Genomic DNA, 15,724 nt, shown 5'->3' on the forward strand with positions numbered 1-15,724 from the left:
AAGCGTTTCTATATCGTTGACTTATCAATCAATTAATCTCCTTCCGAATCATTATTTTTTTAGCTTTGCACAACGATAAAATTCAAAACATTTGAAAAAAGTTCAATTTTCCAAGCCGCAGGGCGAGTTTTTTTCCACGCTGCGCAAGTCTGTTCAAGCCTATTTTGATGAAAACCAATTAGAGACTTCCGGAAACTGGAAATTGTATTTGAAAACCGCCATCATCATCACGACCTATATTGCCATTTATTTAACGATCATGCTTCTTCCGATTCCGGGATATGTCGCATTATTGCTGGCTTCTCTGCTTGGTTTTGTTCAGGCTTTGGTAGGTTTTAACATCATGCACGATGCCTGTCACGAGGCATTTTCCAAAAAGAAAAATGTGAATTACTTTTTCGGTTTGTCGATGAATGCGCTTGGAAGTGATGCTTTCATGTGGCGTCAAAAACACAACCTGGTTCACCATACCTATACCAATGTAGATGGAATCGATGATGACATTGCCAAGACACCGTTTTTGCGCATGTGCGAATCCCAACCGCGCTACAAAGCACACCGTTTTCAGCATATTTATCTGCCATTCTTATATGGTATTTCAACCATTTACTGGGTATTGGTAAAAGATTTCGAAGATTATATCCTGGGTTCACGCTTCAACATTGAAGTAGGAAAAATGAAACCAATAGATCACGTCATGTTCTGGGTAACACGCATCATTTATTTCGGATTGTATCTCGTACTCCCCGCTTTTGTATGGGGAATTGGCTGGACCATTCTTGGATTTGTTTTGATGCACATGATGCTCGGATTAACCATGTCTTTCGTGTTCCAATTGGCTCACGTGGTTGAGAATGTTGAATTCGAACACTGCCACTGTAAAGAGCTGACCGTAGAAAACGAGTGGGCGGTTCACCAGCTGGCAACTACCAGTGATTTCGCTGTCGACAACAAAGTGGTGAGCTGGTTCGTGGGTGGTCTGAACTACCAGGTAGAACACCACTTATTCCCGCGTATTTCTCACGTTCACTATCCTGCGATTCAAAAAATCGTAGCTAAAACCTGTGAAGAATATGGTGTGGATTATTTCTCTTATCCAAGCACCCGCAAGGCTTTGGCTTCTCATTTCAGACACATGAAGCGTTTGGGACAAGCGTGAGATTAATTCAAAAGGGAAAAGTTAAAAGGGAAAATTGATGCTTCGACTCCGCTCAGCATTCATAATTCGGCATTCGTAATTAATCTCCCAATAAGGTTTTCACGTCCCATAAAACGCCGAAATATTGCTTTCTGAACCAGATCTCGAAGGCCGGATCGAGGAATTCATACAACCCGTTTTCGTTTTTCTGAATCATGTCTCTTCCCTCCAGGATGGCGCGGTTTTTCGACACGTTTCGCGGCGTTCCGAGTGTGTAATTCCGCATGACGCTTACGGATGTGAGTTGCTTTTCCTGCTGGATAATGGCTTTCAGCAGATTGACCTGCGTAGTACTCATTCCTTCTATTTCGCGCTGATAAAGCGGCTGGTTGGCAAACACCAACTCACTCAGGGCATTTTGCACCACATCGATCGAAGCTTCTGTCTGACTTTGGTTCCAGACGTAATGCGACAACTGCTGCACGTACCAGGAATGATTCTTCATCAAACGCGGAATGGTCCGGGCAAGGTTTTTAGTAATCTGCTTGCCGCTTTTCCGGAAACTTGCCTGAATGAATTTCACCCAGGATTCTTCTGAGATCTTCGGCAGAATCATCAAATCACCGAAACGGTAAAAAGGCTTGGAAGCATTGTTGAAGATGTCTTCCAGCATGTGCTTTTTGCTTCCATACAGGCAATAGGAAACATGTTTCTGACGCTGCCAAACCGCCCGCATTTTCTTCTCCAGCTGTTCGTAATTGGACATGTTCGACAGGTTCTGAAATTCATCCAGGCAGATGATGATCCGGATTCCTTTCTCAAGGGCAATCCGCTCCGGAAGATTCAAAATTTCGTCGGCAAATTCCTTCACCTTCTCTGCTTCCAGTTTGATGTTGAAATCCAGGTGTGGATTCACCCCCACATGAATGGTAGGAACCAGTTGTCCGAGGAATTTTTTGGCATCGTGCATCCAGTCTTCCCATTTCGTGGAGGTCGATTTGATGATTTCACGGGTGTAGACTTCGAAAAATTCCAGGTCGCTGTTTACCGTGAACAAATCAAGCAGTACTGTTTTTGCACGTTTTTCATGTTTGTTGATTTCCAGTACCACCCGTTCTACCAACGAGGATTTCCCCCAGCGGCGCGGCGAGATGATGATGGTATTGATTCCTCCCAGTAAATTTTGTTTGAGTTTGAGGGCTTCATTTTCCCGGTTGGTATACGCATTATCGCTTACCGTATTTCCGAAGATGAAAGGTGAATATTTCTCGTGGTTCATGTTGGATTTTTACCTTAAGATACAACTTTTCGGGCATATAACCTTATACTTCACGGTAAAAAATAAAGAAAATAACTGACTGAAAAACAATACCTGTATTTACGCTACATGAAGCATTCTGAAAGCAAAAGAGCTGAGTTGGAGACTCATCAATAAACGATTCATGAAACAACAAAAATTCATCTCATCACTTCTACAGAAAAGTATTATACCTTTTAGTATAATACCCCTTAGTATAACCTTATTTATTTCCCTGCTATACCGAATTCTTCACCTGTTTCCGGATGAACTTCGCCGCAAATTCCGGGCTTAAACAGAACTAAAACTCATCTGCTGCACATCTCCTTCGATCGGAAAAAAGGTATAAAAAAGGCAGCATAAATCTGCCTTTTCCTGATTAAAACAATTTCGGTTGATCCGGGTCATCATCTGAATCACCGGTCATATCCCATTCGATTGTCGGGCTTCCATCCGAATGATCAGTTGTGTCGGAATCTGCTTCGTCGTGCTCGTCCTCCGGGTGATCCAATTCCAGTTCCAGCGGCGTTTCATCCGGCCAAGGTTCTGCACCTTCAATGGCGTGTGTAAGCACAATTTCTTTCACTTTCAGCTTCGTGAGCTGGTTTCCTTGCGCTTTCATTCCCTTCACATCGATGAAATCTGCCAGTGACACTTCGTTGTCCGGAAGGTTTTTCGTTTCCTTCAGCAATTTGTTGTATACGATGCGGATCACCGGTTTGTAAGCCGTTGAAACACAATCCAGGTAGGATCCTTCACCTTCTGAAATGTAGGAAACGCGCTTATCACTCGTGATCTCACAGGTAAAGCGCTTCACGTAATGCAAGTCTTTCTCGCTGTCGTAGTAAACCGCAGAAATCGGTCTGTCCGGAACCCATTTTTCAATATGAATCATGTCTTCATCGAAGTGGTTTGCCAGGTCGAATGTCGACAAACGGTATTCCCCGTTTTTATACAAGGTCAGAATGCGGTCTTCTCCTTTGAAGGAACCAAGGAATTTTCCACGACCTTCGTCGTTCAAACGACCAACCACTGTATCGTACCAGATCTTACGCGCAGCCAGTGTAGATCCTCCCACTTCTTTCTGCGTGATTTTCTGTACAATCTCCTTCGTTACGCGGTTGCCGGCTGATTGACGTCCTTTGATGAGCAAGTCTCCCAGATCGATATCGAAACGCAGACGTTTCAAATGCGGACGTGGACGCAGCATCACAGTTACCACTTCCCGCTCTCCGTTCGGGTGCACGGAGAAGTACAGCAATTTGGAGCCTTTGATTCCACGTGTCAGATCGTATTCCGTATCGCGCGTCACTGAGTTCACAAAGAAGCGCTTCATCATGGTTGCTCCTCCTGCTCCATCCTGGTACATCACGTGGTAAATGGTTCGTTTATCGCCTTTTTTCCAAACGTCTGCATGCACAATTCCCTTCCCGACGAATTTCTTCTCGGACACTTTTGTCACGATGAACTTCCCGGTATTGAAGAAAATGATGATATCGTCGATTTCAGAACAATCATTCACCGCTTCGGTCTTTTTCAATCCCCAGCCGATGAATCCTTCTTCCACATCCACATACAACTTGCGGTTGGCAATAATTACCTTCGTTGCGGCGATGTTGTCAAATACCTTCATTTCGGTTTTGCGTTCTCTTCCCGCTCCGAAGCGTTTTTTCAGGTCTTTGTAATACTCAATGGCATATTCGATGAGGTTCTCGAGATTTTTCTTCACCTCTTCCATTTCTGCTTCCAGTTTCGCAATGAACTCGTCTGCTTTGTCGGAGTCAAAACGCGTAATCCGGATCATCGGAATTTGTGTCAGACGCTGTAAATCTTCATCTACGATCTCGCGGATAAACTGTTTTTTGAACGGTTTAAAGCGGTCGTACATGTATTTATAAAGTCCCTCTTTATCGGAATAGAGCTTAAAGTCGATGTACATTTCTTCCCGGATAAAGATTTTTTCCAGGGTTGAAAAGTGCCACTGAGCCTGTAATTCTGCCAAACGAATCTCCAATTCCAGTTTCAATAACTGAACGGTATTGTCGGTATTCGCTTTCAGGATTTCGGAAACACCCATAAAGCGCGGTGTATTTCCATCAATAATCGACGCATTCGGAGAAATCGACACTTCGCAATCGGTAAACGCGTAGAGCGCATCAATGGTTTTATCCGGAGAAACTCCCGGTGCGAGGTGAATCACAATTTCAGCTTCAGAAGCGGTATTGTCTTCAATTTTTTTGACTTTGATTTTTCCTTTATCGTTTGCTTTGATAATGGATTCAATCAAGGAAGAGGTCGTACATCCGAAGGGAATTTCATTGATGATCAACGTTTTGTTGTCAACCTTTTTGATCTTCGCCCGAACGCGTACTTTTCCACCACGCAAACCATCGTTGTAATTGGTAAAATCTGCCATCCCTCCGTTCAGGAAGTCCGGGAAAATTTCCACTTTCTTTCCTCTCAGGTGGTTAATCGACTGATCAATCAATTCGATGAAGTTGTGCGGCAGGATTTTACAGGCCATCCCCACGGCAATTCCTTCTGCTCCCTGTGCCAGCAAAATCGGGAATTTCACCGGAAGATCTTCCGGTTCCTTGTTCCGTCCGTCGTAGCTCAACAACCATTTGGTCGTTTTCGGGTTAAAGACTACGTGACTTGCAAACTTAGACAAACGTGCTTCGATGTAACGCGGAGCAGCCGCACCGTCACCGGTCAGCGTATTTCCCCAGTTTCCCTGGCAATCGATCAATAAATCTTTTTGTCCGAGCTGTACCAAAGCATCTCCGATGGAAGCATCTCCGTGCGGGTGATACTTCATCGTGTTCCCGATGATATTTGCGACCTTGTTGTAGCGTCCGTCGTCCAGTTCTTTCATGGAATGGAGAATCCGCCGCTGTACGGGTTTAAATCCGTCAAACAACGAAGGAACAGCCCGCTCCAGGATTACATACGAAGCATAGTCCAGGAACCAGTTTTCATACAAACCACCCAGCGGAATAATGTTTTCGTCTGTGTGTTTGAAATCATCCTGTCCGAAAGAAGATTCATCTCCTCCTCCGTTTCCCGTTTCCTCCTGTCCGTTTTCCGGATCTACCGGTCCAATTTCGTCTTCACTCATTGCCGTTCTTAATTATTTAGTTTGAACTTCAATTTTTCTCTTTCGATTTCTTCGATCAGTTCTTCTTCCGTAGGTAAATAAGGAAGGTATTTTGCTGAAAACCAGCTAAAAATGCGACCAATTCAATTTGGCAGACAGTGTTTGCCAGTATGCCTCCACCATTGCAGTATTAATAGCCTGATAAGCATGCTTTCGTGCATGATATACTACTTGCTCTATTTCAGCTATTATCAACTCCATTCAGTTCCAGTTCCGGATTTATCAGGATGCCTTTTCGATCAGTTCTTCGTCTTCTTCTCCGGAATCTTTCAAATCGCCTTCCGCATCTTTTTCCACACGCAGGTTTTCGATGATGAAATCCTGGCGTTCCGGGGTGTTTTTCCCCATGAAATAAGACAAAATGGAATCAATCGAAGCATCTTTCGTGAGCAATACCGGTTCCAGGCGGATATCGTCACCGATAAAGTATTTGAACTCATCCGGAGAGATTTCTCCCAATCCCTTAAACCGGGTGATTTCCGGATTTTTACCCAATTCCGCAATTGCGTTACGGCGTTCTTCTTCGGAGTAACAATAAATTGTTTTCTTCTTGTTGCGCACACGGAACAAAGGCGTCTGCAACACATACACGTGATTGCGTTTCACCAGATCGGGGAAGAACTGCAGGAAGAAGGTCAGCAAAAGCATCCGGATGTGCATTCCGTCGACATCGGCATCGGTTGCGATCACAATGTTGTTGTAACGCAGGTTGTCCATATCCTCTTCGATATCGAGCGCAGCCTGAATCAGGTTGAATTCTTCGTTTTCGTACACGACTTTTTTCGTCAGACCGTAGCAATTCAACGGCTTACCACGCAGCGAGAAAACAGCTTGTGTATTTACATCGCGTGATTTTGTGATCGATCCGCTCGCCGAGTCTCCCTCGGTAATGAACAGTGTCGTCATTTCGCGTTTATCGTCTTTCTGATCTGTCAGGTGAACCCGGCAGTCGCGCAGTTTTTTGTTATGTAAACTTGCTTTTTTAGCACGATCACGCGCCAGTTTGCGAATTCCGGAAAGTTCCTTGCGTTCACGCTCCGACTGCTTGATCTTTTTCTCCAGCGTATCGGCAATTTCCGGGTGACGGTGCAGGTAATTATCCAATTTGTCTTTCAGGAAATCGTTTACGAAAGCACGCATGGATTTTCCTCCCGGCTCAATTTCCAACGATCCGAGTTTGGTTTTGGTCTGCGATTCAAACACCGGCTCGATGACCTTCACGGAAACGGCTGCCACAATCGACTGACGGATATCCGAAGCATCGTAGTCTTTTTTGTAAAAATCGCGGATTACTTTCGCTACTGCTTCCCGGAAAGCACTCTGATGCGTTCCTCCCTGGGTAGTATGCTGCCCGTTCACAAATGAATAATAATCTTCTCCGTATGTTTTCCCGTGCGTAAATGCCACTTCGATATCTTCGCCTTCCAAGTGGATAATCGGGTACAGCGGATCACCGTCCATGTTGTCTTCGAGCAAGTCTTTCAATCCGTCTTTCGACTGGAAGCGTTCCCCGTTGAAGTGAATCACCAACCCGCGGTTCAGGTAGCAGTAATTCCACATCATTTTCACCAGGTAAGGCATCCGGAAACCGAATTTCTTGAAGATGGTATCATCCGGGGTAAACTCAAAGTACGTTCCGTTTGGTTCAGTTGTTGGTTCCAACGGTTTATCCTCAACGATTTCACCCCGCGAAAAAACAGCTTCTTTTTTCTGTCCGTCGCGAACAGAATACACCATGAAATAATCCGAAAGTGCATTCACTGCTTTGGTTCCGACTCCATTCAACCCTACTGATTTCTTGAAGGCTTTGGAATCGTATTTTCCTCCTGTATTGATCTGAGAAACACAGTCGATCACTTTCCCGAGCGGAATTCCACGCCCGTAATCCCGGACGGAAACTTTCCCTTCTTTCACTTTGATTTCGATCCGTTTCCCGTTCCCCATCACAAATTCATCGATGGAATTATCGACAATTTCCTTCACCAGGATGTAAATCCCATCATCAGCTGCAGATCCATCTCCCAATTTCCCGATATACATACCAGGACGGAGGCGAATATGCTCTTTCCAGTCGAGTGATCGGATGTTGTCTTCAGTATATTGATTTTCAGCCATAATAACGGATTCTGTGCAATGAACAAATTTAGCAAGGATTCTCCTTTATCCAACGCTGTTTTTCAGGAGTTATGAACGTTTTAAGGTTAATTAAGTTATTCGGATTATACCTTTTTTCCGGTATTGTTTAGAATTGTTCTAAATAATACTTTTACCTCAAAACAAACAATATGTGTCATTACAAAACAATCAGCAATAATTCCTTCGGATGCCTCATTCAATGCAAAAACTGCGAACAGTTCCACCTCGGCTTCGGAAGCGTGGTGCTCATTCTTTCCTACGATGAATTTATCCGTTTTTCAGACCAGGTTCACAACATCCACCTGATGCACTATGAGGAGAAAAAGGAAAACAATGAAAAAATCTACATGCACACCGACAACACCAAAATGATTTTAGCCTTCTCCCACCGGGAATGGATCAAATTATACCAACTATTGGAGGAGTCGCGCTTTATGCTATACGCAAACGAACTGATTGATCACGATTAATTATTCCGCTTCAGCCAGCCTCTTTTCCAAAAAATAAAAATCAGGACGGCTGAAATGAAAATCATGATTCCCCAAATGACATAATAGCCATAATCCCAGGACAACTCCGGCATGTGTTCGAAGTTCATTCCGTAAACTCCCACCACAAAGGTCAATGGAATAAAAATTGCACTGGTAACGGTTAAAACCTTCATGATTTCATTCATGCGCTGTCCCTGGATGGCATAATACAGATTCGCAACTCCATCCAGCATCTGTTTTTTCGCTTCAATTTCTTCGATCAATCCGTAGCAAATATCTTTCAGCTCACGGAAATAATGAATATTGTCTTCAATGATTAATTCATTTTCCACCCGGTCTAACTGCCCCATCAGATCCTTCATCGGAAAAACGATTTTTCTCAGATCCAGCAGTTTTCGCTTCTCCCATTCCACCTGTCGGAGCACTTCACTTTTCGGATTCCGGAGTACCAATTTATCCAGACGCTCAATATTTCCCCCGATCTCCTCTACCACTTCCGAATAATTGTCGATAATCGCTTCCAGCATGCGGAACAACAAAAAATCAGGACCTTTGTAGCGAATTTTCCCTCTTTTCAACTCAATCCGTTCGCGCACATTCGGAAAATGATCCGAGGCTTTTTCCTGGAACGAAATGAGGTAATTGTCCCCGATCACAAAACTGATCCGTTCTTTTTTCAAATCATAGGTATTCAGGCCTTCTTTCGGCAAAGCCGACACAATGCTAAAGAACACATATTCAGAATACTCTTCCAGTCGAGCACGCTTGCTTTGCGCAAACAAATCTTCCTGCAACAACCTGTCAACACACAACTTATCACAAAGCTGGTGAATGGCTTCACGATCTTTCATGGAATGAAAATTCAACCAATACGTTGAACTCATATCCTCGAAGGGATTGAATGTTTCCGCAAAATATGCCTCCGTGTTCTTTTCCAGGGAAAAAGTATCCGGATTATACTTGTAAAGCTGTGCTAATTCCGACATACAACGAAAATAGCATTTTTCAGATTATGAAGTATTACTGCAGGAGTTAATAGATGTTACACGTTTAAGCACTTCCCGTTTTTCAAGCGATTGATCGATTTCCGTGTAAATAGTTTACAACCAGTAAATTGACCCATAATTCATAATCCAACACTTGAACCGGATTCGTAATATTGCGAAATCGCGAATTTGCGTCTCGCCATGAAGAAAACCTCTTTTCAAAAAATCAGGAGACAAACCTCATTTCACTCAATCCAAAATTCCCACAGCTCAATCAAGCACCCCACCTCTTCAAAAACTAGTTTGAACTCATTCCAACAAGAATTGTATTATTATCCAAAAAGACCTTCATGAAACTCATCTTCCTAAGCCTTTTACTCTTACCCATTCCCGCTTTCAGTCAAAAAGACACACTCGTTGTTGAAGTCATCTACGGCTCCAAACCACTCTCAAAAGAAGAATCCCACTGGTTCGGCGGGAAGCTCGGAGGACACATCGGCTTGCGGATCGGACAAGACAGCGTACTTCATTTTCTGCCGGGGAGAAGAGTAAATGCCACCAATGCCAATTCAGACATTGGGCGCTACGTTATTTCGTCCGAAAAACAATTTTACCATACATTCTATTGCGACACTTTGAAAACCATGCAGATTTTCATCCCGGTAGATCACAAGCAAAAACTGGAGCTTCTTCAATCTTCAGCCCCCTTCATTCAAAAAGGCCCTTACCCCTATGCTTTCTTCGGAATGCGTTGCGCCGCTGCATGCTACCACCTACTTTCCCTGGCAGATGTGACCGAAAAACATTCCAAAAGCAAGATGACCTGGAAATTCTTTTACCCACGAAAACTGCGGAAATTCCTTCTCAAAAAAGCTACAGAAAATCATTGGATTGTCAAACAGACAGCAGGTTCCCGCAAACGAAAATGGGACCACGACTGATTTATAAGTGAGAAGTGACAAGTCAAAAACAGCTCACTCTTTTCAATTCCCCATTTTAACTTTCAAAAGTTGCTGGTATCTTCCGAATTCTTTCACATTCGAAGAACGACTGATCGCCGCCAGTACTTTTAATTTTTCATGCTTGGTTAAGTGCCACGACAAACTGATGCGGTCTTTTTGTAGTTCACGCAGGTTAAGATTGACGATTTGAACCGGAACATTGTATTTCCCCACTGTCATATCCAGCAAAGCCCCCTGGTCGTAATCCTGGATTCGCGGAAAGTTGGTAAATACATTCGTCAGCGGAGCCGTGAACTTATCAAACAAACCGAATGAAGGCGTTTGTTCCTGGTACATAATCCGTTTGTTATCGCGGATTTGCAAAATCACTACACCGCTCGTATTTTTTGCAATCCAGGATTCCAGTTTCATGAGCCAGCGCACCGTGATTTTCGTACCGAAATTATCCCGCGCTCCGGCATCCATCAATTCAATTTCCGGCGACGTGGGTAAACTCGTCATTGGGAGCACATACGGAAATGTCGCATTCATCCGCAATGCTGAAGAAAGCCGCAAACTCATCGCATCCTGGCTTTTCAACAACGCACGGAGATCTACATTTTCCTGAATCCTGTTCGTTTCAGGCGCAGGAGCAGCAGAATCCATCAAAAAACTTAACCCCAGGGAAGAAATCATAATTCTGCGACCGTCATTCACAACCGACGGGGTCAGGATCACGTTCGGGATTACTCCTTTCTGCTCATAGTTCCCGAAATACGAAAGCGGTTTATTCAATCGCTGTCCGGTATTTTCATTCAAATCAGCTTCAAAAGCCATCGCCCGATCGTAGCTGTAAACCGAATTCTCAAAGCTCGACTGATAGCGAAAAAACAAATCGTTGGTCGATGCCGCGAACGACAGTTTGTTCAATAAATCCTGCGCGATTTCTTCAAAGTATTTCGGGTCGTTGAAATTCACTTTCCCGGTTTGGTGATTCTCTAACAGCAACGAACGGTAATAGGACGCACCGACCGTTCCACCGGAAGCACCGGTAATCATTGCAATGTGCCGGGAAGACTTAAAGTTGGTCAACGAATCACACACCCGAAGCACCTGATACACCCAGGAAGCACTCCTGGAACCTCCACCGGAAGTATTCACCACCACCAGCAAAGGCTTCTCTTCCCCGGTCTGTTTTTTCCAATTTTCCAGGTAAGCCAGGTATTTTTTGTAATCATCGTTTCGCAATTCCGAGTCTTTACTCAAAGTATAGATCACCGAATCCGAATACAGGTCTTTTTTGAAATAACTCAATCCGTATGCCTGTGTCTGGAACTGGAAGATTTCACCGCCCTTGGAGAAAAAGTTCATCACCAGGAAAACCAGGATAATTACCGGGTAAGCCCACACCCGCAGCCAGGTCATAAGCGCACTGAGCAGCATCAGGACAATCGTCATCAACAACACCACACTCATCCCGGCAGGCACATCCAGGAAAGCCTTCCCTCCAAACAAACCAATCAGGATAAACGTCAGGATTGTTGCAATTTCAAAAACAGTGGTCGAAATGCGGTTTTGATCAAACACAGACTGTAAGAGCGACTGTGCATAATGCTTCGTAGACCGGCACTGCTGCACACGAAGCCCTCTTCCCACATAGAAATACAAGCGCTGACGGTTTGCACTTTTCACCTTGATGCGATATCCTTTCCCAAAACGCAGCCAGCGGTCTCCCCGTGTAGTCGCGTCTTCCCGGAAGCGGTTCAACTCAAACAAGTTCTTATTGATCGGAAAGAAATACAGCAGGGAAATTCCTACAAACAGAAAAAAACCAATCAAAATTCCGGAACCGAAGAAAAATACATTCGTCCAGGATTCAAATTCTTCCATCCGCTGGAAACGAATGATCCGGATCAGGAAGTACACAATGAAAATAACCGGGATAATGCTGTTGTTAATACAAAACCGGACAAAAGGCTTGTTCACCATTGCCAGGAAGGGGAAACGCGATGCCAAACGCATGTAGGAATACGAATGAAAAGCCATCGTGAGCCCACCGAAAGAGAAACCAATCAGCAAAAATGAAAAGAAACTGGTATTTCCTTCGTATTCCGGCGACAAAAACAAGTAGGATAACCCAAATCCCACACCAATTTTATCCGAAATCAGCAAGAAGAAAAGCACCCAGTAAAAAAGCCCCAGCAGGTTGTGCTTCAAATGATGAACCAGCAAAACGAAAGGAAAGAACACCCGGATAAACCGGAATGCCTTATAGGTTATGTCCCGAAATGCAGCCACAAATTGAAGATACGAATTATATATGATGTTTTTGATACTCTTTGACAAAATCCGTCACCAGGTAGGTCAATGTTTTTCCAACGATGATTTCCTCTGTTTCGGTTCGCGGCGCTGCTTCCGGCAGATGCAGGTAGCACACTTTTTCCAGGGAAGCCATTTTCCGGATGTAAATCCGCGCCTGGTCTACCGTAATTCCCGACGGCGTATAAGCACTTGAAGGCATCCATGCAATGGAATCCATATCCAGCTCAATTCCCATCGGATTTTGAAAATGCGAATCATACACCTTGTCGATGTCCGCCTGGAATTTGAACGGTTTTTCGAGCCACGATTCATAAAACGTAAAAAAAGCCTTCATCTCCTTCAAATGATCCAGGATAAACTGGTTGTTGTATGATTCATGCAGGCCGATCACGGAATAGTGACTCAGGAAACCGTATTCAAACGCATAGGAAAAGGGATTCCCGGAATGACGCCCTTCCATCGCACGCGTATCAGCATGCGGATCCAGGTTTACCACCGAAACCGGGCGACTGATCGATTCCGAAACACCTTTGATAAGCGGATACGCATTATTATGTCCACCGCCAATCACAACCGGAATTCCACCCGCATCTGCCACTTCCTTCACCCAGGCCGAAACCAGGAAATCCAGGTCGTCGACATGTTTATTGGACAAATCCCCGATGGCTTCTAGCGGTTCAATAAATCCATGAACGCAAATCGTATTTCCGGTCAGAAACTGGTTGGATTGAACAGCCAGGAAACGGGGAATGAATGTTGCGAACGCACGATCAGAACCTCCGCGACCTCCGTTCAAGCGCGGACCAACATCTTCTTTGATCCCCAGCACATGAAAACGCTTTTCCTTCCATTGATCCGACTTTCCGCGAAACAACACATTCTGCCCGATCCGGATTTCACCGTCCCGCTCCGTGATCCACTGCTTCACATGCGTTTCTTCCGGAAGCTGCAATCTGAAATAAGTTGACTCAAGCATGATGCTTTTCCATTAGTTCTACGAATGCGTTGGGAGGAGCTATCGGCCGCATTGTTTCTTTCGACACAAAGACCAAAGTTGTCTTCGCTTTACTGATGCACTCCTGTTTTTCGTTGTACAACGTATATTCGAAGAATAAACGCGGACCTTTTAATTCAGTAATCGCCGTTACCACCGTTAGTTCGTCGTCATACAAAGCCGGCTTGAAGTAATCGACCTCGAAATGGCTCACCGGCAGCATCACGCCGCTTTCTTCCAGTTCCCGGTAACTCATTCCAAGCGAGCGCATCGCCTCTACTCTTCCCACTTCAAAATAGGCTGCATAATTTCCATAATAACAATAGCCCATTTGATCCGTTTCGCCATATCTCACACGCACTTTTGCAGGAAATTCAAAGGATGTCTTCATGGTATTTCTTCGTTCTTGAAAATAAATTTTGCTAAATGTCGTAACTTTTTTTAAATAGTTCAGTAGAAAAAAATCCACGCTTTTTTCGTATATTTTGAAAACATTAAATGAATGTAAAATCGGCCCGGATTTTGTACCTTTGATTAAGGGAATTTTATTTTGTTGGAATACCAATTTTTAACATTTAGCTATGAAATTCACTTATTCATCGAACTATCAGCTGGTTTTAAGAAAATTGAAAGATGATATTAAAGGATTACTTCAATACAATGCAAAACTTTTCAAATAATCAACCCCTAAACAACTTTTTTTTTCACTTTTTTATGTAAATATTTGCTCACTCAAATAATTCAACGGCTTAACACTTGAGCTATGAATCTATTACGCTGATTATTTTTTTATTAACAATTTATTATAAACTTTTAAATACCCTGCTAAATGAGTGCCAACCATGAAGCTATTTGGAATTCTTGTCTGAAAGTTATTAAGGACAATTTGCCAATCCAGGCCTACAAAACCTGGTTTGAGCCGATTGTTCCTGTAAAGCTAGAAAACAACGTTCTGACAATACAAGTTCCGTCTCACTTTTTTTACGAATGGTTGGAAGAGCATTACATCACTTTATTGAAGAAAGTGATCAAAAAAGAGCTGGGTCAGGAAGGGCACTTGGAGTACAGCATTGTGATGGAAAATTCTGCCAGCAATTCAAATCCTTATACGGTAAAGCTTCCGGCTTCAAACAAGAAAGCTGTGAAAAATGCCCCCGTGAACATGCCTTTGAATATCAGCGACAACCCGATTAAAAACCCGTTCATTATCCCGGGGTTAAAAAAGGTCAATGTGGATTCAAACCTGAATCCTGCATACTCTTTTGAAAACTTCGTTGAGGGAGACTGCAACCGTTTGGCACGTTCTGCAGGATACGCAGTGGCGAATAAACCAGGAGGTACTGCCTTCAACCCGCTTTTGATCTACGGTGGCGTCGGATTAGGAAAAACGCATTTGGCTCATTCCATCGGAATCGGTGTGAAAAACCAATTCCCGAACAAAACGGTTCTTTACGTAAGCTCTGAAAAATTCGCGCACCAGTTTATCGATGCGGTTCGCAACCAGACAACGAACGATTTTATCCACTTCTACCAGATGATCGACGTACTGATCATTGATGACGTACAGTTTTTCTCCGGAAAGGAAAAAACACAGGATGTATTCTTCCATATCTTCAACCATTTGCACCAAAACGGAAAACAGATTATCCTGACTTCCGACAAACCGCCGGTTGAAATGCAGGGAATGGAGCAGCGTTTGCTGTCCCGTTTCAAATGGGGATTATCTGCTGACCTTTCAACTCCGGATCTGGAAACGCGTATCGCCATCATGGAAAAGAAGATGTACGGAAGCGGTATCGAGTTACCACGTGAAGTAGTAGAATACCTTGCATACAGCATCAACACAAACATCCGTGAGATGGAAGGCGCTATGACTTCCCTCCTTGCTCAGGCTTCCCTGAACAAAAAAGCAATCACGCTGGATCTGGCGAAGCAGATGATCGACAAGTTTGTGAAGAACACTGCCCGCGAAGTATCTATCGACTACATCCAAAAAGTGGTTTGTGATTACTTCGACTTGCCCATTGAAATGCTGAAATCCAAAACGCGTAAGCGCGAGGTGGTTCAGGCACGCCAGATTTCGATGTATTTCTCCAAGAAGATGACCAAATCTTCTCTGGCGAGCATCGGGGCACACTGCGGAGGAAAAGACCACGCAACGGTTCTTCACGCCTGCAGAACGGTTCTCAATCTTTCAGAAACGGACAAGCAGTTCCGGGTATACCTGGAAGACCTGGAAAAGAAATTAACGATTCAATAATA

11 protein-coding genes are annotated in these 15,724 nt (G+C 43.9%); 4 read left to right on the plus strand and 7 right to left on the minus strand.

Annotated features, from left to right (window positions below; all coding sequences use genetic code 11):
- The first annotated feature begins 91 nt into the window (after window positions 1-91).
- Window positions 92-1,159, plus strand: coding sequence for an acyl-CoA desaturase (locus tag ABDV94_RS13860; RefSeq protein WP_343747795.1), 1,068 nt, complete (start codon window positions 92-94; stop codon window positions 1,157-1,159).
- 79 nt (window positions 1,160-1,238) lie between these two features.
- On the opposite strand, the gene ABDV94_RS13865 is transcribed toward ABDV94_RS13860, so the two are convergent.
- The 3 genes from ABDV94_RS13865 to ABDV94_RS13875 all read right to left on the minus strand — a co-directional run bounded on the left by ABDV94_RS13865 (window position 1,239) and on the right by ABDV94_RS13875 (window position 7,707).
- Window positions 1,239-2,417 carry an ATP-binding protein gene (locus ABDV94_RS13865; RefSeq protein WP_343747796.1) on the minus strand — a complete coding sequence of 393 codons (1,179 nt, stop codon included), beginning with the start codon at window positions 2,415-2,417 and terminating at the stop codon, window positions 1,239-1,241.
- Between the two features lie 397 nt (window positions 2,418-2,814).
- Window positions 2,815-5,553 (minus strand): DNA gyrase/topoisomerase IV subunit A, encoded by a 2,739-nt coding sequence (locus ABDV94_RS13870; protein WP_343747797.1) that lies wholly within the window; start codon window positions 5,551-5,553, stop codon window positions 2,815-2,817.
- A gap of 261 nt (window positions 5,554-5,814) precedes the next feature.
- The gene (locus tag ABDV94_RS13875; protein ID WP_343747798.1) at window positions 5,815-7,707 is read right to left on the minus strand and encodes a DNA topoisomerase IV subunit B; all 1,893 of its coding nucleotides are present in this window, start codon (window positions 7,705-7,707) and stop codon (window positions 5,815-5,817) included.
- Window positions 7,708-7,877: 170 nt separating this feature from the next.
- Here ABDV94_RS13875 and ABDV94_RS13880 point away from each other — a divergent pair, with 170 nt between their 5' ends.
- Complete coding sequence (locus tag ABDV94_RS13880) at window positions 7,878-8,198, plus strand: DUF6686 family protein (protein WP_343747799.1); 321 nt, start codon at window positions 7,878-7,880, stop codon at window positions 8,196-8,198.
- On the opposite strand, the gene corA is transcribed toward ABDV94_RS13880, so the two are convergent.
- Window positions 8,195-9,205 (minus strand): magnesium/cobalt transporter CorA, encoded by a 1,011-nt coding sequence (gene corA / locus ABDV94_RS13885; protein WP_343747800.1) that lies wholly within the window; start codon window positions 9,203-9,205, stop codon window positions 8,195-8,197. The genes ABDV94_RS13880 and corA overlap by 4 nt on opposite strands.
- Before the next feature lie 350 nt (window positions 9,206-9,555).
- Between corA and ABDV94_RS13890 the strand changes: the two genes are divergently transcribed.
- Window positions 9,556-10,146 carry a hypothetical protein gene (locus ABDV94_RS13890; protein WP_343747801.1) on the plus strand — a complete coding sequence of 197 codons (591 nt, stop codon included), beginning with the start codon at window positions 9,556-9,558 and terminating at the stop codon, window positions 10,144-10,146.
- Window positions 10,147-10,188: 42 nt separating this feature from the next.
- Here ABDV94_RS13890 and ABDV94_RS13895 read toward each other — a convergent pair whose 3' ends face one another.
- From ABDV94_RS13895 to ABDV94_RS13905, 3 genes are read right to left on the minus strand one after another with little or no spacing between them, the layout of a single operon-like run.
- Window positions 10,189-12,444 carry a hypothetical protein gene (locus ABDV94_RS13895; protein ID WP_343747802.1) on the minus strand — a complete coding sequence of 752 codons (2,256 nt, stop codon included), beginning with the start codon at window positions 12,442-12,444 and terminating at the stop codon, window positions 10,189-10,191.
- A 16-nt stretch (window positions 12,445-12,460) separates the two neighbouring features.
- Window positions 12,461-13,444 carry an arginase family protein gene (locus ABDV94_RS13900; protein WP_343747803.1) on the minus strand — a complete coding sequence of 328 codons (984 nt, stop codon included), beginning with the start codon at window positions 13,442-13,444 and terminating at the stop codon, window positions 12,461-12,463.
- The gene (locus ABDV94_RS13905) at window positions 13,437-13,853 is read right to left on the minus strand and encodes a thioesterase family protein (RefSeq protein ID WP_343747804.1); all 417 of its coding nucleotides are present in this window, start codon (window positions 13,851-13,853) and stop codon (window positions 13,437-13,439) included. The genes ABDV94_RS13900 and ABDV94_RS13905 overlap by 8 nt, the downstream gene beginning before the upstream one ends.
- 438 nt (window positions 13,854-14,291) lie before the next feature.
- On the opposite strand from ABDV94_RS13905, the gene dnaA reads away from it, so the two are divergent.
- The gene (gene dnaA / locus ABDV94_RS13910; protein WP_343747805.1) at window positions 14,292-15,722 is read left to right on the plus strand and encodes a chromosomal replication initiator protein DnaA; all 1,431 of its coding nucleotides are present in this window, start codon (window positions 14,292-14,294) and stop codon (window positions 15,720-15,722) included.
- Window positions 15,723-15,724: the final 2 nt, after the last annotated feature.

The organism is Fluviicola sp. (assembly GCF_039596355.1).
In the GTDB taxonomy this organism is placed as follows: Bacteria; Bacteroidota; Bacteroidia; order Flavobacteriales_D; family Crocinitomicaceae; genus Fluviicola.

Bases quoted from the DNA above. Each gene is read 5' to 3' on its own strand.
- ABDV94_RS13865 (WP_343747796.1), bottom strand. From the start codon at position 2,417: ATGAACCACGAGAAATATTCACCTTTCATCTTCGGAAATACGGTAAGC.
- ABDV94_RS13870 (WP_343747797.1), bottom strand. From the start codon at position 5,553: ATGAGTGAAGACGAAATTGGACCGGTAGATCCGGAAAACGGACAGGAG.
- ABDV94_RS13875 (WP_343747798.1), bottom strand. From the start codon at position 7,707: ATGGCTGAAAATCAATATACTGAAGACAACATCCGATCACTCGACTGG.
- ABDV94_RS13880 (WP_343747799.1), top strand. From the start codon at position 7,878: ATGTGTCATTACAAAACAATCAGCAATAATTCCTTCGGATGCCTCATT.
- corA (WP_343747800.1), bottom strand. From the start codon at position 9,205: ATGTCGGAATTAGCACAGCTTTACAAGTATAATCCGGATACTTTTTCC.
- ABDV94_RS13890 (WP_343747801.1), top strand. From the start codon at position 9,556: ATGAAACTCATCTTCCTAAGCCTTTTACTCTTACCCATTCCCGCTTTC.
- ABDV94_RS13900 (WP_343747803.1), bottom strand. From the start codon at position 13,444: ATGCTTGAGTCAACTTATTTCAGATTGCAGCTTCCGGAAGAAACGCAT.
- ABDV94_RS13905 (WP_343747804.1), bottom strand. From the start codon at position 13,853: ATGAAGACATCCTTTGAATTTCCTGCAAAAGTGCGTGTGAGATATGGC.
- dnaA (WP_343747805.1), top strand. From the start codon at position 14,292: ATGAGTGCCAACCATGAAGCTATTTGGAATTCTTGTCTGAAAGTTATT.